Source organism: Paenibacillus sp. FSL R5-0749, from assembly GCF_038595085.1.
In the GTDB taxonomy this organism is placed as follows: domain Bacteria; phylum Bacillota; class Bacilli; order Paenibacillales; family Paenibacillaceae; genus Paenibacillus.
In genome coordinates, this window is record NZ_CP152005.1 from 375,368 (window position 1) to 401,963 (window position 26,596).

Consider the following 26,596-nt stretch of genomic DNA (forward strand, 5'->3'; position numbering starts at 1 on the left):
TCATTCTATTCGTCTAAATCATACCTGCTGTCTGTGGAAAGTCATGTGAGGTGAACATAGTGAAACTTGTTGGAATGGACAACAACCGTATTTTTCGGAGAGTGGGCGTGATTCTGGCCCTCTTTCTGCTGACCATAAGTATTGGCGTGCCGCTCTTGCTGATTTTCTGGCAAAGTGTCTATGTGGACGGACAATGGGACTGGATGGCACCGATTCGCACGATTACGGGACATCATCTGTCGGGTGTACTGCTGAATTCCGTCTGGCTTGGCATCTGCGTGGTGGCGGTAACTACATTGTTGGCACTGCCGCTCGCCTGGATGATGGCAAAGACCCGGATGGGAGAACATCGCTGGGTCGATGTCATCCTGATGATTCCATTCATGACTCCGCCGTATATCGGTTCCATGGGATGGATTCTGTTTATGCAAAAAGGGGGATACCTCCAGCAATGGATACCTTCATCTGCGAGTTGGAGTGAAATGTTCTTCAGCTTCTGGGGCATGGTGCTCATCATGAGCTTGCACCTGTTCCCATTCCTGTATCTGCTGCTTCGTGATGCACTGATCCGCATCGGCGGCAATCTGGAAGAAGCGGGGGCTGTGCACGGTGGACGTGCAGGTTACCGTTTCAGACGCATTATTTTACCCTTATTGTTGTCGTCCTACGGCATGGGGATCATGCTGGTCTTTGTCAAAACGATTGCGGAATTCGGTACACCAGCAACCTTCGGGCGCAAGATTGGCTATTATGTCATGACCTCTGAAATTCATAAGTACATCTCCAGTTGGCCGATTGATTTCGGCAAGGCGACTTCGCTGGCATCGGTGCTGCTGTCCGTCTGTCTGGTGATGTGGTATATGCAGTCTGCCATGAGCCGGAAGTTCACGTATCGTCTGGTGGGTGGCAAAGGGCAACGTTCGAAGCGATATTCTCTACGCGGCGGAGCCGGATGGATGTGCGGGGTGTATCTTGCGATCCTGTTGATCCTGTCGGTAGGTATTCCGTATTTCTCCATCATTGCCGCTTCGACCATGAAGCTGCGGGGATCGGGAATTGCTTTTGATAATCTCACCTTGGATCATTACAAAGAGCTCTTATCTTGGGGATCGGTGAGTATGAAGGCCATCGGGAACAGTCTCGGTCTATCCCTCGCGGCTTCAACCGTTGCTGTTGTTATTGGTACGGGTTTTGCGCTCGCGATCGGCAGATCATCTTCATTCATGCAGCGTGTGATTGACTTGTTCAGTCTGTTGCCTAATACGGTGCCGGGTATCGTGATGGTAGTGGGTCTGATTCTCTTCTGGAACTCACCCTGGATGCCTGTCACGTTGTATAACACCTATGGCATGGTTGTTCTCACGTACGTCGTTCTCTTCTTGCCTTACACCGTGCAGTATGTAAAATCGAGCTTTACCCAGATTGACGGAACATTGTTCCAGGCTGGGCAAGTGTTTGGCGGGAAGCCGCTGTATATTCTGCGGCGAATCCTGATCCCATTGATTCTGCCCGGCATGCTGGCGGGCTGGATGATGACCTTTACGATTGCTACCCGAGAGCTGGTAGGTTCGTTGTTGATTCTTCCGCCGTCCATGCAGACGTCGGCGACCTATATTTTTGCCCAGTTTGAACAAGGTCAGGTATCACTCGGAATGGCGATGGCCGTTGTGACTGTAGGCATGACGGTGCTCATGCTGCTTGGAATCGAAATGCTGAATTCAAAGAGAAAGTGGAATGCATCATGATCAAACTGAACGTATGGGGCGGTGCAGGCGAACATGGACGTTCCGCCTATCTCCTGAGCGGGAGCCGGTTCCACATTTTGCTGGATTGTGGTGTCAAAAAAGAAGGCACGGGCCAGTATCCGCTGATTGATCCGGAGATTGTACCACAACTGGACGCGGTCCTCTTGTCTCACGCCCATGAGGATCATTCCGTCGCTATCCCACTGCTGTATAAGATGGGCTACCAGGGTGAAGTGTGGACGACAAGGGAGACGATGGAGCAGCTGGGTACGTATTTTCGGGCATGGCGCAGCAACATGGAACGAGCAGGATATGTAATACCATATGATAAAACGGACGAGCAGCGTATTCGATACAGATTCTTGGAGAACGAAGCCGAGCGAGGTCATTGGTTTGAAATCATACCTGGGATGGCGGCAGTCTGGGGGCGCAGCGGGCATCTGGCTGGTTCGGTCTGGTTCGGTCTTGAGATGGAGGGCAAGCGGGTCCTGTACTCTGGTGATTATACGTCGGAGTCCATGCTTCTACAGGATGATGATGTGGCTGACGGATTCCGGTGGGCAGACCTGAATCGCCATAGCCGCGTAGGAGTTGTCCCTGCTCCAGTTCAAAGCCTTCAGGATATGTCCAACTTCAACGCGCCCAATGTAAAAACGGATGCGAACAGCGAACAGGTCAGCGAAATGGTACTTGGTCAAGCTATGGGACAGATACTGGTTGATCAATCAGCATATGCTCAGACCCTTGCTGCTACAGGATCTACCGGATCAGAGACAGCACTAGGCTCATCTGCATTGTTACACAGCAACATCCTTACCGAACAAATGCACAGGAGAGAAAGTATAGAAGCCATGGCATCCATGCCTGATTCATCCCAAATTAAGCTTGATCTGGCGATCGTGGATGCTGCCTATGGTACGGACCAGGATACGCAGGTCGATAAACTGCAACAACTGGAGAGCGCGATCAGCAGTACGCTTGCTCGGGGTGGCAAGGTTTTATTGCCTATGCCTGCGGTGGGCCGCGGCCAGGAGATTATTTTGTGGGCGCAGCAATGTTTTCAGGACATCCCCATGATTGTGGAACAGAAACTGGTGGATGGGATGACACAGTTACATCGTGTTCCCTATTGGCTCAGGACGGAAGAGCGGATTGGGGAAGTTTCGCCTGCGGACAGCATCGATCATTTTCTGAGCGGAGAAGGTTGGGCAAAGACATCTACCGAGGAAGAGCGTCTGCAGTTGCTGGAACAACATCATGTTTCCCTATGGTTTGTGCCGGACGGCATGATGCAGTCCTCGCTTGCACGTTGGTACTATGAGAAATGGGCATCGGATGAGAAAAATCTGATTCTGCTCACCGGGCATGTTGCCGCCGGAACTTTTGCCGATGAGTTATTGAGAAATCCAGAAGAGTATGGCAAATGTGAAGTTAGGAAATTGCGTTACAAAGTTCATCAGGGTTGGAGGGATGTGGAGCAGATGTTGGGCCGGATATCGGCACGGCATACCGTGCTTGTGCATACTGACCTTGCGGAGACGGAACGGTTGAGACAAGGTTTGCTTGATGAATATTCATCTGCGCAAGCTGATATCCATGCGTTGTCTCCAGGAGATGAGTTATCCTTTTAATAGTTGCACATCTGATTTTAGTACATCCGAGGCGCCTTTGTGCGCCTCTTTTTGTCTTTTCAATTGAAATGTATTGCAAGATAGACATGTCTTATTGAATCGATATATTACCTGATTTGGTGAGGATATGGACTTGATATTTTCCTTGCCCTGTAGTGCCTTTGGAGGTGTGTTTGTTATCACTAATCTGCTGCAAGTCGAGGGAGTGAGAACGTCTTCCACTTCGAGATTCCATGGTCCAGTTCACATTCGGATTTTCTTCCATTACGTTCAGTGTTATATTACCGCTCGTTGAAACAAGGTGAATGTTGGAGAGAATACGGTCCGCATTTATGTCAATCGAGCCACTAGTCCCGTCAACCCATATGTTGGATTGGATATGGTTGATCTGGACTTTTCCGGATGAACTGTTAATACGCAGATCACCTTCATAATGAAGTGGGACTCTAACCGTGATTACAGGTGTGTTCGCCAGATTAAAGATCCGAACCATATGTTTACTTGCAGAGATCCTTACGTCTCTGTGTCCGCGGACCATATTAAAAACGGGTTTATGATCATATGCGTTACTTGATACTTCCAGAGAGGTAATATCGGGTACAGTCTCCACGGTTATTGGAGTACTCCCATTATCTATTGAGATGAGGTCAATGGAATTCAGGGATGCCTTTTGTGTGTCGGTAATGGCGCTACTGGATAAGCTACAGGATGTTAAAACAAAGAGCAGACAGAAGCATAAGGAAATAACTTTTGTCATCAGATCACCTCCGGTATGAATTTGAATTTTGTATGACTTCATGTTATATGATGACGTAACGTCAGGATCAAGGTGTTTTCCGAAAAAATAGGGGTTGAAGTTGACGTAACGTCATTATGTATAATGGTCACGAATTCAGTTATATAGGGCAAAGGAGGGTAATAATCATGAAAACGGAAGATATTCTCATATATAGTTGCGTTATTATCGGGGCAGGTATAGGACTAATCATGAATCATGTATTTCCAGGTGTGTTAATTGGGCTGGGGGTAGGCTATCTGTTGAAATATACGATGATAGACGGGAAAAAGAAAAATGATATATGAGCTGTAGGAGGTGTATAACGCATTGTATATTCATATTCATGAACTCGCGCACAGAACGGGAATGACAGTGAGAACATTACGATATTACGACTCGATCGACCTCTTAAGTCCTTCCTCCAAAACGGAAGGGGGGCACAGATTATATGTAGAAGACGATTTAAAGAAGCTACAGCAGATTCAATTTTTCAAAAATATGGGCTACTCGCTAAAAGAAATTCGGGAGATGCTCACCGATGAGTCATGGAATTGGGAACAGTCTCTAAGGAATCAACTTTCCTATATTATAGAAGAACAACAGCGGTTGAATTCTATGGCCTCATCTCTGAGAGAAATGTTAAACAGCCTTATAATGGAGCAAGGTAATAAGCAAGACACGCTTGAGAAGCTGATTCAGCTCTCCAAGCCAAATATGGAGAGGCTACGATCATATAAAGAAAACAGCTTTAGCCATGATGAGCTGGAATTATGGGAGAAACTGCCCCGTATGCAAGGTAATGATCCCGATTCTCTGGAATGGATTGCACTGATTGGCCAGTTGAAAAGTCAGATGAATAATGCCCCTAATGACGATAAAGTCCAGAATGTAATTCGTCGTATGCTGGAGAAGCAGCAGGAACAATTTGGGGGAGAAGACGCTTTTTTGGATAAACTGTGGGATGCCAGAAAATCTACTCAAGCATCCAATGAGCTTGGATTTTATCCGTTGGAGCCAGAACTGCTCAATTATATGGAAGCGGCTTATGATATTTTTATGGAGAACAAGAGTGGACCTACTCATGAAGGCTGAATTACTGTTTTATATTGGGGGACTTGCACTACTGGATACATTAAGTCCTGCGCTGATCGGTGTAACGTTATATTTAATGATTCAAGAGAACCGGCGTTTTGGCTCACGGCTCATGATCTACGTAGTGACCGTCATGTTTTTATACTTGGTCCTGGGCTGTTTACTGATGGTAGGATTGGAGCTGTTACAAGCAATCTTAACGTCATTTTTTCAACATAAAGTTGTGAGCTGGGCCCTTTTGATCGTAGGAGGAATACTCTTTACAGGGAGTTTCTGGGTCAAACCGAAGGCAGGTGGAAGAAAGAAATATCAAGTTCCCCGTTCCACGGGGTTCAAGGGATTACTTGTCATGGGTATCTCTACATTTTTGTTGGAAGCAGGAACCGCTCTTCCCTATTATACTGCGGTAAGTCTGATGATCACGGAGGGACTTCCAATAACGGGATGGATACTCATTCTTATTGGATATAATCTAATCATGATTACGCCACCCCTTGTGATCTATGTGTTGCATACATGGCTGGGTTCCAGGATACAGGGGATCGTGGAAAAGCTGCAAAGAAAACTGGAGGAACAGTCCGGGTCAGTTCTCTCCTGGATGATGTGCATTGCAGGGCTGGTTCTGATCTTTAGTGTGCTCGATTATATATAGTGTCTACTGACGAATGAACAGGTTTTCGCTGAGGGCGAGAGCCTGTTTTGGCGTGCCGATCTGTCTACAAATCGGAAAACGTAGGAAAAGATACATAGAGAGTGGTTAACCTTTATCGTATGTAATTTAATTTCACATATAGTTTGACTTGTGAAATTTTATATCATATACTGGGTAAAATGTTGGCAGATGACGTGATCATCGGGTCTTGCAGGAGGTTGGAAATGGATGGATACAGGCAGCTATCCGATGTGGGAGAAGTATCGTTTGAAGCAGGAGCATCTGGTCATCGGACTAATGTCAGGGACATCTCTGGACGGAACGGATGCAGCGCTGGTGCGTATTCAAACCGATATGAGCGGTGCATTACAGGAGATCGAGCTGGTTGATTTCGTCTGTGTGCCGTATTCGAATGAATTAAGAGACGTACTGATCCGGTTATGTTCACCGGGGACTGCTCGTGTCGACGAGCTGACAGCCGCGCATTTTGGTGTATCGGAGTGGTATGCGCATAGTGTTACGGAATTGATGCAGTCCGCCGGTATCTCAACGCAGCAGGTGGATGTGATTAGCATGCATGGACAGACGGTATGGCATGCTCCTGTAGCATCTGCGTTTCCAGGTCCATCGGGAGCAAGTATTGATGTGGTATCGACATTGCAGATCGGTGAATGTGCGGTCGTTCGAGAACGGACAGGACTGCCAGTGATTGGCAATCTGCGAGCAAGGGATATGGCGGCTGGTGGGGAGGGTGCTCCGCTTACGCCTTATGCGGATGCTCTGATGTTCCGCAGTCCGACGGAAGGGCGGCTGGTGCAGAATATCGGCGGCATTGGAAATGTAACGGTGCTTCCATGCGAGTCATCTACCGAAGGTATTTCGGCTTTTGATACGGGACCGGGCAATATGGTGATGGATGCCATTGTGCGGCAGGCAACGGACGGGCGGCAGCATTATGATCCGAGTGGAAGCATTGCCGCCCAGGGGAAGGTCGATCAGGGTCTGGTAGACCTGTGTTTGGAGGATGAGTATTTCAAACGACTCCCGCCGAAAAGTACCGGGCGGGAAGTATATGGCGCCGCGTATGCAGTGAGACTGATGGAGATGGCCGCAGCACGTTCCTTAACGCTGGAAGATACGCTGGCTACTGCCACCTGTCTGACCGCGGAGACCATCGTACGTGCAGTGAAGGATTTTATCCTGCCCAAAGTGCACATATCGGCCATGCTCGCCTGCGGTGGTGGCACTTCAAATGCCACCTTAATGGAGATGATCCGTCATAGACTTCCAAAGGAGATCCGTTTGGAACGAACAGCAGATTACGGCATACCGGATGATGCTCGGGAAGCCATTGGATTTGCTTTACTTGGCCATGAGGCACTTATGGGCAGAACCAATACACTCCCGGCAGTAACTGGTGCGAGACACGCCGTAATCTCGGGCAACCTGACGCTCTAGTGAGACCTGACTTCGAATGGAGTTCAGTTAGGGAAAGACATGCAATTCAATTAGACGCGAGTGAAATTATAAGATAAAATGCTTGTACATGAATGCAGTATGGAAAGGAGGAGCGAATGGAGAGCATGAAAGGTGGACTTGTACGTTTACGCGCATTAATGGATGACCTGACCCCATCGGAGCGGAAGATCGGAGCTTATATTCTCGATCACCCACAAGAAACCGTCCAGTCCTCGGTGGCACAGTTATCCGAACGTAGCGGGGGCAGCCCGGCAGCTATTATTCGTCTCTGCAAATCGCTCGGGGTAGCGGGTTTCCAGGAACTGAAGCTTAAGATTGCTGGAGATTTACAGACGGATGAGCAATATAATTATACGGAGATTCGTCCCCAGGACTCCATGGAGAGCATTATTCAGCATGTGTCCGCAAATAATATTCAGTCAGTGAAGGATACGGTTCATATTCTGGACCCACGTCTGGTGGAAAAGGCTGTGGACGTGCTTCATCGGGCAAACCGGATTTTTTTCTATGGGGTAGGGGCCTCGAACCTGATTGCGCTGGATGCACATTACAAGTTCATGCGAATCAATCGCACAAGCTTTTCGTTTGCCGATCCACATATGCAGATTTCGTCCGCAACGACGCTCCGCGAAGATGACGCGGTGGTATGTATCTCGTATTCAGGAGAGACATCGAATGTAATCTCCTGTCTGAAGCATGCTCACGAAGGCGGTGCAGCGACAATCAGTATTACCAAGTGGGGCAGCAATACACTCAGCAGTATGGCGGATGTGCCTCTGATGATTACGTCCACCGAAAGTGATATTCGGAGTGGAGCAACATCGTCACGGATTGCCCAGTTGAACGTGATCGACATTTTGTATCTGGCGATTGCCAGTCGCGACTATAACCAGTCGGTGGAATATTTGGAGAAGAGCCGGCAGGCTATTCTGGAGCATAAATGAAGTAGAATCATATGAATCCCCTTTCTGTTTATCATACAGGAGGGGATTTTTTTGATGCCAATAATATCTGCTTTTCGTATAAAAAAAGCCCAAAAAGAGCCCAGACTGATGTCAGGCTCTTTCAACTTCAAGGACGATGCGCCCTGCTTGGTTCAGGAAGGACCGGCAATGGCGCTGCGGACAAATCCGTCAGCCAGATCCAGTCTTCGCTGTGCTTCCACCGCATCCACACCAGCCATCAGCATGACGATTGCCGTTTTTACATGACCGTCTGCACCGGCAAAGGCCTGTTCAATATCTGCCTCATTCGCTCCGGTTGCCAGATGGATCATGCGTTTGGCCCGATGGACAAGCTTTTCGTTCGAAGGATTCAGATCGACCATGAAATTACGGTAAACCTTGCCCAGACGAATCATGGCAGTAGTGGTGAGCATATTCAGTATCATTTTCTGGGCGCTGCCTGCCTTCATACGTGTTGATCCCATGACAACCTCTGGGCCGACAACGGCCTCGATGCTCACATCAGCCAAAAGGGTCATCGGCGTACCTGCGTTGTTACTCAGGCTGATCACCGTAGCTCCGATCTCCCTGGCGTGTCTCATCGCACCCAGCACATACGGCGTTCGCCCACTGGCTGCAATGCCAACCACGACATCGTTTTTGTCTAATCCATGTTCATCAAGGTCCGCCGCTCCCAATTCCTCACTATCTTCAGCACCTTCAACGGGGTCCTTCACTGCCCGGAATCCCCCTGCAATAATACCCTGCACCATGGAGGGAGGGGTTCCGTAGGTAGGCGGACATTCCGAAGCATCAAGTATCCCCAATCGTCCACTGGTGCCTGCACCTACATAGAATAGCCTGCCGCCAGACTGAAAGGCCTCCAAGATCCGATCCGCCGCTTGGGCAATGACCGGAATCAGGGGCTGAATAAGCTCTGCAATCCGTTGATCTTCCTTATTGATCAGTTCCATAATTTCTGCCGATGGCATCTCATCTATATGATCCGTTAGTGGATTGGGTTGTTCCGTTACTAATGAGTTCAGCATGTGATTCATCTGTACGGCCTCCTTCTCTCTTTTAGAATGATACATTCAGGGAACGGCATCTTCTTGCCAGTAGTGCTGCACCTACCGATGGAGCAGGGGCATCTTCACGATATACAAATTCCAACTCTCCATAATATCCCGATAACTTCTGGATAAATGTATTTCGGAAAAGGGCTGCATATCGAAACAGCGACCCGGACAGGACAACCTGAGTAGATGCAAATTCGGGATGACGGGCAATCAGCGCTTTGGCGGTATCCGCCAATTGTGCGGCCTCATCGATGATCAGTGCCTGGGCAGCCTCGTCTCCAGATTCAGCTGCCTCTACAGCAAGGCGGGCGATGGATGCTGTCTTGCTTTTGCCCCAATTCGTCTGATAGACCAGCGACTTTAGCTCCGATATATCCCGAAGGTTCAGTTTCTTTAGAAGAAGCGGGGTTAAACGGGTTGGAGGAAGAACACCATCATAGCTCTGCATGACCACTTGGAGTGCACGTTGTCCAATACGATAGCCGCTCCCTTCATCTCCTAGCAGATGACCCCAGCCTCCTGCACGGTATCGTTCTCCTTCTAGCGTGAATCCGTACACGATGGACCCTGTTCCAGAGATGCACAATACACCGTGAGTATGTCCGAGAGAGGCCATCAGGGCAATCTCTCCTTCGGATACAACCCAGACAGGGCAGCTTTCTGATCCCTGTCGGTTACGACTCTTCATATAGTTATTTACTGCGTCGGCTATAAGTTGCCGTTCTTGCACGGTATCTACACCTGACATACCGAGGCATATACCTTCACAATTTGTCGATAGATCACTTTTTAGATTGAATAGCTGTTCCAGCACTCGTTGCAGTTCGGAAAGGGCCTGTTCCAGGGGTACGCTGTGAGGATTCGTGGGACCTCCGCTGAGCCGGGCGAGAATCTCGCCAGATTCAGAAATGATTGCTGCATCAGTATTGGTACCGCCTCCATCTACGCCAACATATACTCGCAAAGTGGCTCACCTCGATTGCTTGAGTTTTCTTTTTACATAGTATAGAGGCATAAAATGAAAAAGTAAAATTAAATTTTATATTAAAAAATAATGTTGAATTTTTATTTCAGAGCTCATATAATGAACTCAATCTACAATTTTGGAAGGAATTAATACTGTTAATGTCAACTAAGTTGACGTTATATTGCATTTAAGAGATTAATCCTGCGTACGTTCAGGTCTAATCCATAAGGGAGGTGCATTTTCCTTACTGCCACGCTCAATAGTCTGTTAAGCCGTTTAAGGATGGATGATTTCAAAAGGGGTAGCACGGTTAGGCAATGCAATTATCGGGAGACGACACGCGAAGGAGATGAAGGGATGAAAAAGAAGGGTCTAGTGTGGGCAATGTTGTTGATGATGGTCATGGTTACTGCCTGCGGGAATAGCGGGGGCGCTGCTTCAGATGATCCCAATGCAGAAGATACGGTGACCGTATGGACGTATCCAGTACATGGAACATATGAAGATGAACTGAAGGATCTAATCGTTGATTTCAATAAGGAACACCCGAACATTACCGTGAAGACGGAAATGCTCTCCTGGGCGGAAGGGCCCAAAAAATTCGATGTCGCTCTGAATGCCGGGAACCCGCCGGATCTTTACTTTCATAGTGTAGACGGCACGTATGTGAATACAGGATTGGCACTTGAGCTGGACAGCTACCTGACACCTGAGATCAAGGACGATTATCTGCCAGGAACGCTTGAGTTAGGCCAGATTCAGGGGAAACAATATGGACTGCCTTTATATCAATTCCAATGGGCTTGGGGTGGTAACAAACGGATCCTGGAGGAAGCGGGCATTGACTGGAAATCGATTCAGCAAAATGGCTGGACCTGGTCCGAATTCAACGATGCCGCAGCCAAATTGACCAAAACGCTCGATGGCGGGGCTAAGCAGTATGCATTGGTTACGGATGGTACTTCGCTCGATTTCATTGAATTGTTATCCAGGAACAACGGCATGATCGATGTTCTTGATAAAGACGGCACGTTCCAGTGGAATGATGGTCGCATTCTGGATACTCTCTCTTTTATCAAAAACCTGATGGATCAAGGGTATATGCCGAAGGAAACGGCAGCTCTCGCTCCAGCGAAACGGACGGATATGTTCTACGCAGGGGAAACAGCGATCATCTCCAAAGCGATTCCTTATTATGATGTGATGATTCAGAACCGCAACAAGGATATCGATGATGGCAAGGTACAGGGGGAAAAGATTGATTTTGTCCTGTTGCCTGTACCGCATAACGATGATCAACCTGCGGCAACAACGATGGGCGGCGAAGGGTATGTAGCCTTCAAACAGAAGAAGGACAAAGGCGAGCAGCATGCCAAAAATACGTTCCTGGTGATGGAAGCGCTCAGTGGCGCCAAAGCAGGGAACTCCGCCAATGAATTGGCTCTCCCATTCGTAAGACAGTCCCAGGTGGATCTGTTTAAAGGAAAAGAACTTGGTCAAGCCGATAATCTGGCTGCTGCGAAAGTCATGGCAGAGGATATTGCGATGCCGGTTGTACTGGAACTGGATATCGACAAAGCATCACAGCAAAAACAATTTAAGGAACAAGTAGTGAAGCCTAACATTCAGGCGCTGTTCTCGGGTGAGAAAACACCTGAGCAGATCGCAGAAGACTTCAAGAACAAAGGCCAGCAGATGTTCGGACAATAACGTGGACAATCAAACATAATGTATAACCACACTGATTAGGAGAGGAGGATTCGCCATGCAGACCGCCCTTGCGCCAAAACCGTCTGCGCCCCGGACTTCCCGGGCTGCCCGGTTTTGGCGAGATTACGGGTGGGCGTATTTGTTCATTTTGGCGCCTGTCCTGCTGTTTCTCATTTTCACACTGTATCCCGTACTAACAGCTCTCGTGATGAGCTTCCAGAAATACAACATTATGAATTCGACGTGGGTTGGATTGGATAACTACGAGCGACTGGTGAAGGATGAGACGTTCTGGAAGTCGATTAAAAATACGGTGATCTTCACTGTAGGTACAGTCCCAGTCAATATTCTCATTACATTTGTACTGTCCTATTTCATCTATCAGATGAAAAGTAAATGGCAGACTTTTTTCAAAGCTACGATGTATCTGCCTGCGGTAGCCTCCGGGGTAACGATCTCCATTGTATGGCTGGCGATCTTTGATCCAACCGATTCGGGACTGCTGAACCGCTTCCTCAGCCTGTTCGGCCTTGACCCGGTGATCTGGCTGGGCCAGTCGGGAACGGCACTCTTTTCCCTCATTCTCATGAACTGGCTCGGATCGCACGGGGCGGGCATTATTCTGTATCTGGCAGCCATGGGCGGTATTCCGAAATCGCTGTACGAAGCGGCGGATATTGATCATGCCAGCGGCTGGACCCAGTTCAGCAAGATTACATGGCCGCTACTCAAACCAACAACGCTGTATCTGCTCGTTACAGGTGTGATCACGTCTTTCCAGGTGTTTATCTCGGTATATCTGATGACACAGGGTGGACCAAACTTTGCGACAACAACGATCGCTTATCTGATCTACGAGACGGCATTCAAATTCTATGAATTTGGATTGGCTTCGGCACAGTCGTTCGTATTGGCGATTATCATCATTGTCATTTCCGTCATACAGTTCAAATATTTCTCCAGCGATATTGAGTATTAGATGTAGTTCAACTGAAAACCGACCTTTTTGAACACGTACGATTAGAGCACGTTGCATTAAGCATCCGGGGGTGAATGAAATCCATGAAATCAACACAGAAAAAGACACTGCTCGTTGTTGCATCCATTCTGCTGGTCGTCTGGGCGCTGGTGACGGTCATTCCGATGTACTGGATGCTCGTCGGTTCGGTGCAGGATAGCGCGATGTCGGCGTCGTTTAAACCACAGATGATCCCGGAGCAGTTGTCGTTATCGCCATATGAGCGCTTTTTTGCCAAAACCGATGCCTGGCGCTGGCTGTACAATTCGCTGCTCATCTCGATCATACTGACCGTAACTAATGTATTCTTCGCCTCCCTGGCGGGATATGCATTTGCCAAACTGAAGTTTCCGGGTAGTCAGGCGGTGTTCTGGACTCTTCTGGGGACCATGATGATTCCAGCACAGGTGACGTTAATTCCTTTGTACATTCTGATGGTCAATGTGTTTGATCTGGGGGATACGTATACAGCTATTATTCTGCCTGCTGCCGTCAGCGTAGGGAACATATTCCTAATGAAACAGTTCATGTCCACGCTGCCCACATCACTGATTCATGCGGCGCGTATTGATGCATGCAGCGAGTTCGGCATCTTCTGGAAAGTGATCCTGCCGATGGCGAAGCCGGGGATCGCGGTGCTGGCGATTTTCACGTTTGTCGCTTCGTGGAACGAATTCTTCTGGCCGTTCCTGATTACCAATTCGAATGAGATGCGTACGATTCAAGTGGGACTGGCCTCGTTCGTGTTTGCCGAATCAACTGATTTCGGTGCGATGATGGCGGGAGCAACAATAGGTGCGCTGCCCATGATCATTCTGTTTTTCTCACTGCAACGTTACTTCCTTCAGGGCATTACGATCGGTGCGGTAAAAGGTTAATTCCTATATATGTTCAACTAGACATTTACACAATAACGGAGAGGACAGAAATAACCTGAAGAAGCGAAGGCGTTCGCCTTAAAGCTTTCTAAAAGAAAGCTACATCGGAAGCATAAGCTATCACCGGATTTCCCCTTTCTATAAAGGAATTAAAGAAATCTGGGGGTAACAGCGATCGGAAGGTTGTTCTGTCATCGGAGTGCCAGTGTAAATAATCGTTAGTTGAACTTATATAGTTCAGGACAAGCGACAACGTAAAGGGGGATCTACCTATGGCACGCGTGGAGTTTCGCCAAGTGCGCAAAGAATTCAAAGACGATCATAAAGGAACGTTCACGGCTGTGGCCGGCTCGGACTTTGTTATAGAAGATAAGGAATTCGTAGTGTTTGTGGGTCCTTCGGGCTGTGGCAAGACAACGTCACTGCGGATGATTGCCGGACTTGAAAAGCAAACAAGCGGTGATATTGTGATTGGTGACCGGCTCGTTAACGATCTGCATCCGAAGGATCGGGATATCGCGATGGTGTTTCAGGACTATGCACTCTATCCGCATATGACCATCCGTGAAAATCTATCCTTTGGCCTGAAAAATCTGAAAAAGCCAAAGTCCTATATTGATGAACAGGTACAGAATGCGGCCTCCATTCTGGGACTGGAAGCGATGCTGGAACGCAAACCACGTGAGCTGTCTGGTGGTCAGCGCCAACGTGTGGCAGTGGGGCGGGCGATTGTCCGTGATCCGCAGGTGTTTTTATTCGACGAGCCCCTGTCCAATCTGGATGCCAAGTTGCGGGTGCAGATGCGAGTGGAATTGGGAGAACTGCATAAACGTCTTGGTGCCACGATTGTGTATGTGACGCATGATCAGGTGGAGGCCATGACACTTGGAGAGCGCATCGTGGTTATGAATCATGGCGATATTCAGCAGGTGGCTTCACCGAAAGAACTGTATGCGAGTCCGCGGAATATGTTCGTTGCCGGATTTATCGGTTCCCCGGCAATGAACTTTATTGATGCACGGATTGACGGTACACAGGTTGTCATCGAGGGGGCCTCATTCACTTTGCCAGCGGATGTACTTGCTCGTCTTGAGAGTTATCAAGGCAAGCCGGTAATTATGGGGCTGCGCCCAGAGCATATTTTTGGTGATGATGTCGCTCCGAATATCCCGACAGACCATATGCTGCAGGCGCGGGTTCAGGTTGTAGAGCATCTGGGCTCCGAGAATTTGGTGTATTTCCATTCCGGTACCCGTACGGTTACGGCCAAGGTACACCCGGAAACACATGCTTATGTAGGAATGGACAAAAATTTTGTGCTGGACTTGCGTAAGGCACACTTTTTCGATCCAGAGACAGAGCTTGCGATTGGACGGGAGTAATAGACCGGGCCGGGTGAAGAGGAACGGTAAGAAAGGGGAGAACAAAGAATGCGTAAGCTGAGTGAAGTGTTGGTCAAGTCGGGCGCAGAAATCTATCGGGACATTATTTCAGTGGCTCTGTACAGTGTCGTTAGCTCCATCGTATTGGTTCCCATTCTGATGTTTGCTCCGCTGCCGATTGCGGTGATGCTTCTGGCCTTGATATATATGCCCCTCCTGTTCGGGGTCTGTTATGCCATGCATCACAGGCTGGAACGCAAGGAACGCCGCAATGGGCTTAAGGATATCTGGCTCGGAACGGTGAAGGGAATAATCCCGGGAGGATCAGTGGGCGTGCTTTTCGCAGTACTTGGTTTCATTCTATGGTCAACCTGGTGGTATTACGGTGGACAGGGTGGGATTACAGGTACAGCGGTAGGCGTATTCCAGACGTTCTTTGTTCTCATGGCTGTGATGTCACAGTTCTATACCTGGCAGCTTGTTTTACAAAAAAACATGGGCATCCTTCAGGCGATGGGGGAAAGTGTAAAGCTGTTCTTCCGTCACCCGGGGTACACGATGAGTGCCTGTTTTCAGGCCATGTGCCTGACTGCTTTGCTGATGCTGACTGTTGTTGGTTTCGGAGCACTGTTTGGAGGTATGTTTGCTATTTATCAGCATAAGGTGGCTCTCAATGTGCTGGAGCCTGAAGAGGAACCTGTCGTAACAGGCGGTAATGATCACCAGCATACAGGGTGGATCAGCCAGGGGAATGTGTAATGAGCCAGATGAATGGAACCGGGCAGATGCCGGCTGTAAAAACGGGAGTTGACCTTCTGTCGAGAGGGTTATCGCATCCATGGTTAACAGGTGCTCGAATCGGTCTAATTACGAATCCGACTGGAATTACAGCGGATTTTGTATCGACCATAGATGTGTGCGCGGGACTGGCTAATGCCGAGCTTACAGCGCTCTATGCCTGTGAGCACGGACTGGATGGAGAGCTTCAGGCGGGTGTCAGATTCGGAGACATGCATCATCCACGTCTGGACATTCCGGTGTTCAGTCTGTATGGGGATCACAAGAGACCGACGCCTGCAATGCTGGAAGGAGTCGATACGGTCCTGTTTGACATTCAGGATGTGGGCGTCCGTTATTACACGTATGCCTCAACCTTGTTCCATATGATGGAAGCCTGCGCTCGATCAGGCAAACGAATGCTGATTCTGGACCGTCCCAATCCATTGGGAGGGGACGTCGTGGAGGGCGGTGTGCTGAACGCTGGGTATGAATCACTCGTGGGTGCCTGGCGTGTACCTATACGTACCGGATTGACGGTAGGTGAACTCGCCCTGATGGTCAACAGCGAGATGGATGTACCTTGTGAATTGGACGTGGTTGCCATGGAAGGATGGCAGCGCGCTATGGAGTTTGCGGATTGTGGGCTTCCCTGGATGCTGCCCTCTCCCAATATGCCCACGTTGGACAGTGTGAGGGTATATGCGGGTACGTGCCTGTTCGAAGGCACGAATGTATCGGAGGGCAGGGGCACGACCCGCCCATTCGAGTGGATTGGGGCACCCTGGGTTGAGGGGGATCGTTTGGCGGAACGATTTCGGGAATACAAGCTGGAAGGTGTGCATGTGCATCCAGTGTACATGTCGCCAACATTCTCCAAACATACAGGTGAACTGTGTGGTGGCGTAAGGATCTTTGTAACGGACAGCAGGAAATTCCGGGCGGTAGAGACGGGGCTAGTGCTTTTGCATGAACTGGTGTCACTCTATCCGGAGCAATTCTGCTGGCTGGAGCCGCCTGAGCCGGGTTCGAGGTACTTTATCGACCTCCTGGCAGGGGGGAAGGTCCTCAGGGAGACCATTCATGACCGTACGGAATTCGTTTGTTTAATGGAAGCGTGGAATGTACAGGCAGCAGAATGGAAGGAGCGGCGAAAGCCGTTTTTGTTATATCCATAAACGGATGTTGGTTATCGGAGGGAGGCATGAAATGATTGGGCAAAAAAAGTTATACCAGTCTCGTCTGAAACAGATGACCTTGCGTGAGAAAGTTGGGCAAATGCTGCTTTGTGGCTTCCATGGCACTGAAGCTACTGGCGATGTGGAATCCTTTCTCAGAAAGTATCCAATCGGTGGCGTGATCTATTTTGCGCGCAACGTAGAGTCGCCAGAGCAGGTAGAACGGTTATCTTCGGGGCTACAACAGATTGTCAAAAGCAGCGGACATGTGCCGCTCTGGATATCCATTGATCAGGAAGGTGGCATGGTAGCTCGAATTACTGAAGGAATCGCTCTGATGCCTGGACAAATGGCCATCGCCGCTGCCGGTTCCATCGACGATGCGTATCAGGCGGCATATATCAGTGGGTTGGAGCTGAAATCCATGGGCATTAATATGAACTTTGCTCCAGTACTGGATGTGAACAATAATGCGGCCAATCCGGTCATTGGTGTACGATCATTTGGTGAATCTCCACAATCCGTTGCAGAATATGGGGCCAGAACCATTGCGGGAATACAGGACGCCGGGATTGCAGCGACAGCCAAGCACTTCCCGGGGCATGGGGATACGGACACCGATTCTCATCTGGACCTGCCGATCATCACTCATGATCGTGATCGGGTAGAGCGCCTGGAGTTGATTCCATTCCGCGCCGCCATCGCCGAAGGTGTCGATGCCATGATGTCAGCGCATATTTATTTCCCTGCATTGGAGCCAGAAGGTCTGCCCGTAACGCTATCCCAAACCGTATTAAGCGGTCTGCTTCGCCAGGAACTGGGTTATGAGGGCATGATCGTGACAGATTGTATGGAGATGGATGCCATTGCGGTGAACTATGGCACGGTCGATGCAGCTGTGATGGCGGTAGAGGCCGGAGCGGATATGGTATTAATTAGCCATACGGCCAAACTTCAGGCAGAGGCATTTGAAGCGTTGCTAGCAGCTGTGGAGAGCGGACGGATTAGCGAAAGTCGTATCGATGAATCAGTGACCCGCTTGCTGATGTACAAGGCGAAACATGGGTTGCTGGAGAATGAATTGCACGGTGCAGGCGATGAGGAAGTGATTAGTACATTCTCAAATATGTCCTCCCCGGATTCATCAAAGGATCTTTCACATTCCGGCGCGTCTGAGCGCAACAGTTCATTACACCAAGAGGTTGCCCGCCGAATTAGTGAGAACAGTATTACGCTGGTACGCGATCAGCTGAATATGCTGCCTTTGAAGCCGGAACGTACGCTGGTCATAACGGTTGCCACGTCCGTGACGACGATTGCAGACGAACAGCTGAGTCAGACGTTCACCTTGGGCTCAGCTTTATCCAAGTATGGTCTGGATGTTGTTGATCGGGTGGTTACGCCCGAGGAAGTTGCCATTCGTTCCGCACGTCTGCTTCAAGCAGCGGAAGAGGATGGGGTTCGACAGATTGTGGTAGGTACCTACAATGCGGGAAGTCCTTCCGGTGATCCACAGTGTCGACTGATCGGCTGGTTGCAGCAACTGGGCAAGCCATTGGCAGTGGTGGCATTGCGAAGTCCCTATGATCTGCTCGCGATTCCGGGTGCACAAGTCTATGTAGCGGCTTACGAGAGCCGGCCACTTGCCATGGATAGCGTTGCTCAGGCGCTGATGGGACACATTCCTTTTGCAGGGAAGCTTCCTGTGACGATAAAGTAGACGGATGTTGAACGAACGAACGGATGGATGGATTCCTGGCAATGATTAGAATACGAGTTGCTCTGCCTTTTGCAGGATGGGAAATAGATTGTTTGAGTGAAGTGGAAGTATGAGTCGTTGAAATGAAAACATATACAGCGCAAAGAGACGATCCTTTATAGGACCGTCTCTTTGTTATGTGTATACAAATAATTATACATTATTGCAATTGCAGTGCTTGGGCTGTCTTGGTTTCAACTTCATCCAAAAGTGAAGTCATGTCCATACCTGCTTGGTTACCAAGCAGGATAATCGTGATATCATCGGACAGATTACGTGAAAAGGCTGTAGCGAACCCGCCGCCACTACCGTTGTGGAAGACGGTACGGTTGTTGCCGTTCTCTTTGAGAATCCAGGCGTAACCATAGTTTTTATCGGAGTATGGCTCATACATCTGTTCAATCGTATCCTGGCTTAGAATCTTGTCCGTATACAGTGCACGGTCCCATTTCAGCATATCGTCTACTGTGGAATAGATGGTGCCCGATCCGGATTGAGAAACATAATAAGGAGCAGTTACCCAGGCGTTATCTTGTTGAACAAAACCACTAATTGTATGCACTTTACGGGAAGCCTCTCCCGAATTTTTCATGCCAAGTGGCTTCAGTATCGTCTGCTGCACATAATCGGCGTAACTCATGCCGGATACCTGTTCTACGACGTATGCAAGCAGAACATACCCGCTGTTGCTGTATAGATATGCACTGCCTGGTTCAAACTTCAGCGTTTTGTGGCGAATCTCTTCTACAGTCTCTTCCATGGAAGTTCCTTCACCCCGACCAAATGCGGATGGCAGACCTGAAGTCTGGGATAGCAGCATATGCAGTGTGATCTGATCTCCCTTAGGAATGCCGGAGATATACTTGGAGATTGGATCTTGCACATTAATCTTACCTTCCTCCACGAGACTCAGAATGGACGCGGCCGTGAAGGATTTGCTCAGCGATGCGATTCGGGTCTTCTGATCCGGACGATTCAGCGTCTGTTCATCGGCAAGGCCGTAGCCTTGTCTTAACAGGACTTCACCATCGCGGGCAATCAGCGCCATACCTGGATAGTTGATCTCGCGCAGATACGTATCTACGCTGGCAACTTCGCTGTTCAGCAGGCTGACTTGATCCGTGACCATATTCACGCTCATCTGACCCGTGGCTGTTCGTTGGACCTTAATGTCTGCCTTGATTGCATTGGCCATGGCCCGAACAGGCACCATCAACGTACCGTTAATGGTACGTGAATTCACACCTGTAGCAAGTTCAACCTGATTTACCCTAATGGAATTACTGCCAGCCTGATGCACCAGCTTGTCTCTGCCAACGGTAATGGTAGCTGTCTTGGTGTGATTATCCCATTTCAAGGTGCCTTTAACGGATGTGACGACATCCCGCAATGGAACAAACGTTGAGCCTTTGATGATAAGTGGTGCGTTCCTCCAGGATTGCTGCTCACCATTCACTTCAATGTGAACTGCTTGCGTTGTCTGGGCTGCGGCTGCCGTGATACCGGCTTGTCCCAGAATCGGGCCTGCGCACAGGATGAACGCTAACAGGATACGAAACATGGATGAATATACTGTGGAAACAGGTTGTTGCATGTGTGACTTACGTAAGATGTGAATCCTCCCCTTCCAATCGTTTCATGAATAGACAACTTATGAGCATTGTAAACGATCTCGCCTGGAGGGTCAAAACGATTAACGGATATAATTCATATCATCTGATCAGATTATTTAGATTAAATTTGTACCAATTTAGTATATATACATAATATTTTTACAGCGATTGTCCGATAAAAGGATGGGTGAAGATTATGATGGGGGATAGTTAAATGAAGAAAAGGATTCGAAACTGGTTTACTTTAACCGTAAAAAAACGTCTGATCGCTGCATTACTCCTGTTCCTGATTGTACCGAGCATTACCGTCGGTTGGTTGTCTTATCAAAAGGCTGCTGACCAGGTTAAGCAGGAAATTATTCGTTCCGCTCAGGCCAAAACGGAAATGCTTAGTCTACAGATAAATCAAATGTTGGAAATGGAGAAGGATAACGCGGCACAGATGGCGGCGGGTATGACTTCAAACGATATTATTAATCAATCCCCTGCGCTGCAAAGGCAGATGGATCGGATGTCTCAGAGTCATAAGGAATTGGGGGTACTCACCGCAGGTGCGGAAGATGGCAGCTGGATGAAATCCCCACAATCCGAGGAACAGAATTATGATCCTCGTGAACGTTCATGGTATAAGATGGGCATGTCTCAGGATGTACCTGTAATCTCGGATACCTTCCAATCGGCTTCTACGGGTGAATGGGTTGTGACCGCAGCGGTCAAGCTGGCTGATGGCAAAGGGGTATTCGGGGCCAATGTCAGTCTCAATCATCTGAAAGAATCCGTTGATCAGATTCGCATCGGTAAAGAAGGAAAGTTGTACATGCTGGATAACGGGGGTAAGTTCCTGTTCCATTACAATATAGAATCCGGTACACAATCAGATGAAAGCTATATTAATGAGATGTATACGAAAGACAGTGGAACCGTGAAGTATACATATGAGGGTCATGAAGTGGAAGCAGTGTATTTCACCAATCCGGTGACAGGCTGGAAAATTGTTGGCGAGATGGTTCCTTCGGAAGCAACGGAAGCCGTCATGCCTATTCTAATTCGTGCAATTACGATTGTGGCATCTGCAATGGTTATTGGGTTGATTCTGCTTGTTTTTATTATCCGCAGCATTCATCGGCCATTACTACAACTAACACAGGCAGCATCGCAAGTAAGTGCAGGAGACCTAACCGTTTGTGTAGGCTTGCAGCGCAAGGATGAGTTCGGACAGCTTGGAGAGAGCTTCGATATGATGACGACTTCACTGCGTAGTGTACTTGGAGAGGTGCATGATACTTCAAGCCAGCTGGCGGCATCTTCTGAAGAGCTGATGGCAAGTTCCGAGCAGACATCCAAAGCTACAGAGCAGGTGGCTGAAATGATGCAGGATGCAGCTGCAGGAACAACTTTGCAGAACAATAGTCTCGCTGCTACAGGCCAACTCGTTGGCGAAATGTCCATTGGAGTCAAAGAGATCTCATCCAGTGCTGAGGACACCGCTCGTATCGCTCTTGATGCTTCCACCAAGTCGGAAGCGGGTATGGTTACCGTGGAAGAAGCGGTTACCCATATTCAGCAGGTGAATGACGAGAGCAAGGCCATGTCTGTGGTCATTGAGGATCTGCGCGCGAAAAATGAAGAGATTCTTGTGATTGTGGCCGAGATTACGGCTATTGCCAAGCAGACGAACATCCTCGCATTGAATGCGTCCATTGAAGCTTCAAGAGCTGGCGAGCAAGGACGAGGATTCGCTGTTGTAGCCAACGAAGTGAAAACATTGGCTCACAGTTCAGGCGCTTCAGCAGAGCGCATTAATGAGCTTATGCACGAGATGCAGGAGAAAACCAATGCAGTGCAATCGACCTTTGCCCGTACGGGAGAAGGTATGGTGAAGAGTTCGCAGATGGTTACCGAAGCGGGCGAAGCATTCCAGAACATTCGTACTGCGGTTCAGTTGGTGGCTGCACAAGCTGGAGAAGTATCCGCCGCTTCCCGTCAGATTGATGGCGGCATGAGTCATATCAACAAGGCGGTAAGTGATACAATGGTTCTGTCGGACAGAATTGCCTCTGGAACGGAAGATGGATCGGCGGCAGCTCAAGAGCAACTGGCCACCATGGAAGAGGTTGCAGCATCTTCGGCAGCATTGTCACGTATGGCTGAAGATCTACAAAGCATGATTGAACGGTTTAAGTTGTAACAGTGATGATACTGGAACAATAAGTGAAGATACATGTTTAGGGAAGGTGCTGAAATGCCCTTTCTGCGATGAGACTGCAGGGTTACGACCCTGCGGTCTTTTTTTGTTAAACAAGGGGTGACCGCGTGATGTCTTTAAACACAGATTCTTTTTCAAAAATGTTGACATATTACAAACGAAATAATAATATGTCTATAAATAAACAAACATAAATATATTAAGTTAAATATTATTCGGTTGAAATGACCATGACAATAAAAGGAGTTTTACCATGAAATCATCAGAAACCTGGTTGCAAACCGCTTCATTGGAAGAGATCAAGCATGGTTATCTGGAGGAAGGTCCCGTCTATGTATGCGTCTGCTGTGGATACAGGACGGAAGCGGGGATTATCTACCCCGAAGAAGGGGTGCTCTATGAGGCAGCCCGTTATATGCGTGTGCATATTGAAAAGGTGCATGGGTCAGTATTTGAGTACTTGCTGGAGCTGGATAAAAGCGTAACCGGATTGTCTGATGTCCAGCGTGGTTTGCTGGCTCAGTTTCATGAAGGCAAGAAGGATGCTGAAGTACAGAAGGCCCTGGGTATTGGGAGTGCCTCCACAATCCGGAATCATCGGTTTGTATTGAAGGAGAAGGAACGGCAGGCCAAGATATTCCTGGCATTAATGGAACTTCTCAAAAGCAAGGATACCCAGGCTCCAGCCGAATGGGTGTCACCGGTGACAAGACATGAGCATACGATCCATCCTGGCTCATTTGATATTACAGAACAGGATCGGCAGAAGGTGCTGAATAAATATTTTCCGGAGGGTACTGGCGGTCCACTGACGACGTTTCATATGCAGCAAAAGCATAAATATATCGTGCTCACCGAGATAGCCAAACGATTCGATCCAGAGCGCCAATATTCCGAAAAACAGGTCAATGAGTTGCTGAAGGAAGTTCATGAGGATTACGTGGAAATACGGAGGTATCTCATCGACTATGGTTTGCTCAAGCGTGAGTCAGACGGCAGTCAGTATTGGTTGGGAAGCCGCACAGATGAACAGAGTGCCGGAGATGGAAAACAGGAACGCAAAGAAAAGGGGGAGCAGGAGAAGATGAATCGTCGCAAAGAATTGCAGGAACAGGCGAAGGAAGTCAAAACGGAAGCAGGTGTCTACCAGATTCGGAATGAACGTAACAACAAAGTCTATATCGACAGCACGCTTAACTTGAAAACCATTAACGGACAACGGTTTATGCTACAGATGGGTAGCCATCTGAATCGGAGGTTGCAGGCTGAATGGAATGAATATGGAGAAAATGCGTTTGTGATCGAAGTCTTGGAGACATTGAAGCCAGATGATAACCCATATTACGATCCCAAAGATGCACTCGCCAAATGTCTGAACCGTTGGTTTGAACAGTTAGAGCCCTATGGAGATCAAGGGTACCACGGAGATAAAAAGCCATCTGCTGAATAAGCGGGACAGGTTCCTCTTTAAAATGCCTGACCTATTGTAACCCAAAGCCCCTTTGCCAATATGATGGCAAAGGGGCTTTGGGTGTTACAGACTACCTATTATATAAGTTGAACTAATCTTTTACACGATAACGATTACAGCTTGAATTGTTCCACCAGCTTCTGCAGCTTGTGAGCCAGATGAGCAAGGGAATCAGCAGAGGAAGATATCTCCTGCATGGAAGCCACTTGCTCCTCCGTAGCAGCGGAGATGTTCTCTGTTCCATCGGCATTGGTTTCAGATATCGCGTGGATCTGATCAATGGATTGCACTACTTCGGCTGTACTTGCAGACATCTGCTGTGAGGCGGCTGCAATGTTCTCAAGCTGATGATTGACGACCCCGACAGCCTGACTAATCTGGGCAAAAGCTTCATCTGCAAACTGAACAGCACGAATGCCATTGCTTACATCCTGTTGCCCGATCTGTACATTGTGATTGGCCAATGAAATCTCCTGTTGAATCGCTCCAACCATCTCTACAATCTTCTGGCCGGACAGGCTGGATTGTTCTGCGAGCTTGCGAACTTCGCTGGCAACAACGGAGAAGCCACGTCCATGCTCACCTGCACGTGCCGCTTCAATAGAAGCATTGAGAGCAAGCAAATTGGTTTGTGCAGCGATATCTGTAATGACAGATACCATCTCACCAATGGATGTGGAATGCTGTCCAAGTCGTCCAGCAGTATCCGCCATACCTTGTACAAAGCGACTAACGGAACTCATCTCGGATACGGCCGTCTGCATGGTTGCATTCCCTTTATCCGCGAGCTCACTTGCTTGCATGGCAGCTTCGGATACTTGCTGTGTGCTGTTCGTTACCTGCCCCACACCTCCAGCAAGCTCATTCATCTGCTGTGCCGTATGCTTCAGGCTGCTGGTTTGTTTCTCAAGTCCAGCTGCAGATTCTTCCGTGATCAGGGCAACTTGCTCTGTGGCTTTGGTTGTCTCGGATGAATTGACTGCCAACTGTGTGGAAGAGGTGGTTAACTCGTCAGCCGTGTGTCGCACGTCCTGAATAACGGTTCGCAAGGATTCACTCATCTTATTGAAACTGGTGCTCAGCTTGCCGAATTCATCCTGTCCCAATACAGCAACCTCGATGGTCAGGTTACCATTACTAATCTCGTCAGATGCCTTCACCAAGCGGTTCAGCGGTTTGGTGATGGATTGCACAATCCAGAAAATAATGATGGAACTTACAGCGATCGCAATTGCAATAACGATAAGTGTGGTGTACAAGATAGGCCGGACAGATGCCGTTACTTCACCACTATCAATGACACCGACCACGGTCCAGCCTGTCGTTTCATTAGTGGAGAAAAAGGCGTGTTCCTGGTTTCCGTTTAGCGTATAAGTCAGACTTCCGTTCTTCTGTGCAAAAATATCTTTATAGGGTTCCATGGTTCCTTCGGTTCCCGGTTTTTCGGTAGGATGTACAATGATTTTGTTGGCATTATCAATGATATAGACATAACCCTTCTCACCGATCTTTGTGGAATTAACCGTCTGGGAGAGGGCCTCAAGCGAAAGACTTACAGAGACGACACCGTGTCCATCTGCCGAGGTCTGAGCTACCGAAGCAACAACATTGCCGGTATTGCTTGATATGTAAGGGGTGATTACGGTAGGGACATCCTTGTTCTGCGTAGCAGCCTGATACCACGGGCGTTCGCGCGGGTCGTATCCTTCTTTGTTCACCGCAGTTACAGGGGAGTTAATATACACGCCTTGATCCGTGCCGATGGAGGCAAGTTCCACGTCATCATGGGTTTCCTTATACGCGTCAAGCAAGGTACGTATGGTATCCGTCTCGTCACCTTGGTTCGGTCCAACATTGCCTGCATCCAGCTGACTTGCCAAGAAATCAACATTCTTACGTGTTGCGCCAATGATCTGATCAATGGTCTGGTTGAGCACAGTAACATTGCTAATTGCGTTCTCATACATTTTCTCTTCGACCTTGGCCTCGGCGGTTTGGAACGAGATAATGCCCAGACTGATTGTGGGAATGAGTAGAACAATGGCAAATGACAGAATCAGTTTCTCTCTCATCTGCAGCGTTCTTCTGGCCCTTTGTTTATTAATCTTCTTCATACACATTCCCCCTCTGTGTAACCCATCCCTATGTCTGGTGGACAAGTCAATCTGGTAAAAGATAGTTCATTCCATCCTTTCCAGATGTTTCTGGTGCTATCGTATGACAAAATTCGAGTTTAT

General features: G+C 48.5%; 21 protein-coding genes. 16 read left to right on the forward strand and 5 right to left on the reverse strand.

Going from position 1 to position 26,596, the window contains the following annotated elements; genetic code table 11:
• The first annotated feature begins 74 nt into the window (after positions 1-74).
• On the forward strand, positions 75-1,745 hold the full coding sequence (locus tag MKY85_RS01825; protein WP_342573244.1) for an iron ABC transporter permease: 1,671 nt from the start codon (positions 75-77) through the stop codon (positions 1,743-1,745).
• Positions 1,742-3,376: an MBL fold metallo-hydrolase gene (locus MKY85_RS01830; protein WP_342571631.1), complete on the forward strand. Its 1,635-nt coding sequence runs from the start codon at positions 1,742-1,744 to the stop codon at positions 3,374-3,376. Before MKY85_RS01825 ends, MKY85_RS01830 begins: the two co-directional genes overlap by 4 nt.
• A 91-nt stretch (positions 3,377-3,467) precedes the next feature.
• Here MKY85_RS01830 and MKY85_RS01835 read toward each other — a convergent pair whose 3' ends face one another.
• Complete coding sequence (locus MKY85_RS01835) at positions 3,468-4,133, reverse strand: DUF4097 family beta strand repeat-containing protein (protein WP_339239159.1); 666 nt, start codon at positions 4,131-4,133, stop codon at positions 3,468-3,470.
• Between the two features lie 167 nt (positions 4,134-4,300).
• Between MKY85_RS01835 and MKY85_RS01840 the strand changes: the two genes are divergently transcribed.
• From MKY85_RS01840 to MKY85_RS01860, 5 genes are all read left to right on the forward strand, one after another.
• Positions 4,301-4,459 (forward strand): hypothetical protein, encoded by a 159-nt coding sequence (locus MKY85_RS01840; protein ID WP_339239160.1) that lies wholly within the window; start codon positions 4,301-4,303, stop codon positions 4,457-4,459.
• 22 nt (positions 4,460-4,481) lie between these two features.
• A complete protein-coding gene (locus MKY85_RS01845) occupies positions 4,482-5,246 on the forward strand; it encodes a MerR family transcriptional regulator (RefSeq protein ID WP_342571632.1) in 765 nt (254 codons plus the stop codon).
• Positions 5,236-5,898: a GAP family protein gene (locus tag MKY85_RS01850; RefSeq protein ID WP_342571633.1), complete on the forward strand. Its 663-nt coding sequence runs from the start codon at positions 5,236-5,238 to the stop codon at positions 5,896-5,898. Before MKY85_RS01845 ends, MKY85_RS01850 begins: the two co-directional genes overlap by 11 nt.
• A 228-nt stretch (positions 5,899-6,126) precedes the next feature.
• A complete protein-coding gene (locus tag MKY85_RS01855; protein WP_339258422.1) occupies positions 6,127-7,356 on the forward strand; it encodes an anhydro-N-acetylmuramic acid kinase in 1,230 nt (409 codons plus the stop codon).
• A 125-nt stretch (positions 7,357-7,481) separates the two neighbouring features.
• On the forward strand, positions 7,482-8,321 hold the full coding sequence (locus MKY85_RS01860) for a MurR/RpiR family transcriptional regulator (protein ID WP_339242872.1): 840 nt from the start codon (positions 7,482-7,484) through the stop codon (positions 8,319-8,321).
• 152 nt (positions 8,322-8,473) lie between these two features.
• On the opposite strand, the gene murQ is transcribed toward MKY85_RS01860, so the two are convergent.
• On the reverse strand, positions 8,474-9,379 hold the full coding sequence (gene murQ / locus MKY85_RS01865) for an N-acetylmuramic acid 6-phosphate etherase (protein WP_342571634.1): 906 nt from the start codon (positions 9,377-9,379) through the stop codon (positions 8,474-8,476).
• 22 nt (positions 9,380-9,401) lie between these two features.
• Positions 9,402-10,364, reverse strand: coding sequence for a BadF/BadG/BcrA/BcrD ATPase family protein (locus MKY85_RS01870; protein ID WP_342571635.1), 963 nt, complete (start codon positions 10,362-10,364; stop codon positions 9,402-9,404).
• A gap of 360 nt (positions 10,365-10,724) precedes the next feature.
• Here MKY85_RS01870 and MKY85_RS01875 point away from each other — a divergent pair, with 360 nt between their 5' ends.
• The 7 genes from MKY85_RS01875 (at position 10,725) to nagZ (ending at position 19,030) form a co-directional block, all read left to right on the forward strand.
• Positions 10,725-12,077, forward strand: a complete 1,353-nt coding sequence (locus MKY85_RS01875) for an extracellular solute-binding protein (protein ID WP_339258427.1) — start codon at positions 10,725-10,727, stop codon at positions 12,075-12,077.
• Between the two features lie 55 nt (positions 12,078-12,132).
• On the forward strand, positions 12,133-13,056 hold the full coding sequence (locus MKY85_RS01880; protein ID WP_339239167.1) for a sugar ABC transporter permease: 924 nt from the start codon (positions 12,133-12,135) through the stop codon (positions 13,054-13,056).
• Positions 13,057-13,139: 83 nt separating this feature from the next.
• Positions 13,140-13,973 carry a carbohydrate ABC transporter permease gene (locus MKY85_RS01885; protein ID WP_105601619.1) on the forward strand — a complete coding sequence of 278 codons (834 nt, stop codon included), beginning with the start codon at positions 13,140-13,142 and terminating at the stop codon, positions 13,971-13,973.
• Positions 13,974-14,245: 272 nt separating this feature from the next.
• Positions 14,246-15,355, forward strand: a complete 1,110-nt coding sequence (ugpC, locus tag MKY85_RS01890; protein ID WP_339239168.1) for a sn-glycerol-3-phosphate ABC transporter ATP-binding protein UgpC — start codon at positions 14,246-14,248, stop codon at positions 15,353-15,355.
• A 48-nt stretch (positions 15,356-15,403) separates the two neighbouring features.
• Positions 15,404-16,114 (forward strand): hypothetical protein, encoded by a 711-nt coding sequence (locus tag MKY85_RS01895; RefSeq protein ID WP_342571636.1) that lies wholly within the window; start codon positions 15,404-15,406, stop codon positions 16,112-16,114.
• Positions 16,114-17,310 carry a DUF1343 domain-containing protein gene (locus MKY85_RS01900; RefSeq protein ID WP_342571637.1) on the forward strand — a complete coding sequence of 399 codons (1,197 nt, stop codon included), beginning with the start codon at positions 16,114-16,116 and terminating at the stop codon, positions 17,308-17,310. The genes MKY85_RS01895 and MKY85_RS01900 overlap by 1 nt, the downstream gene beginning before the upstream one ends.
• A 31-nt stretch (positions 17,311-17,341) precedes the next feature.
• Positions 17,342-19,030 (forward strand): beta-N-acetylhexosaminidase, encoded by a 1,689-nt coding sequence (gene nagZ, locus MKY85_RS01905; protein ID WP_342571638.1) that lies wholly within the window; start codon positions 17,342-17,344, stop codon positions 19,028-19,030.
• Positions 19,031-19,229: 199 nt separating this feature from the next.
• Here nagZ and MKY85_RS01910 read toward each other — a convergent pair whose 3' ends face one another.
• Entirely contained in the window at positions 19,230-20,663 is a 1,434-nt protein-coding gene (locus tag MKY85_RS01910) for a serine hydrolase (RefSeq protein WP_342571639.1), read from the reverse strand.
• 233 nt (positions 20,664-20,896) lie between these two features.
• Between MKY85_RS01910 and MKY85_RS01915 the strand changes: the two genes are divergently transcribed.
• Together MKY85_RS01915 and MKY85_RS01920 are read left to right on the forward strand one after the other, a co-directional pair.
• On the forward strand, positions 20,897-22,870 hold the full coding sequence (locus MKY85_RS01915) for a methyl-accepting chemotaxis protein (protein WP_342571640.1): 1,974 nt from the start codon (positions 20,897-20,899) through the stop codon (positions 22,868-22,870).
• A gap of 271 nt (positions 22,871-23,141) precedes the next feature.
• The gene (locus tag MKY85_RS01920; RefSeq protein WP_342571641.1) at positions 23,142-24,338 is read left to right on the forward strand and encodes a DUF2087 domain-containing protein; all 1,197 of its coding nucleotides are present in this window, start codon (positions 23,142-23,144) and stop codon (positions 24,336-24,338) included.
• 134 nt (positions 24,339-24,472) lie between these two features.
• Here MKY85_RS01920 and MKY85_RS01925 read toward each other — a convergent pair whose 3' ends face one another.
• Positions 24,473-26,473, reverse strand: coding sequence for a methyl-accepting chemotaxis protein (locus tag MKY85_RS01925; RefSeq protein WP_342571642.1), 2,001 nt, complete (start codon positions 26,471-26,473; stop codon positions 24,473-24,475).
• Between the last annotated feature and the right edge of the window lie 123 nt (positions 26,474-26,596).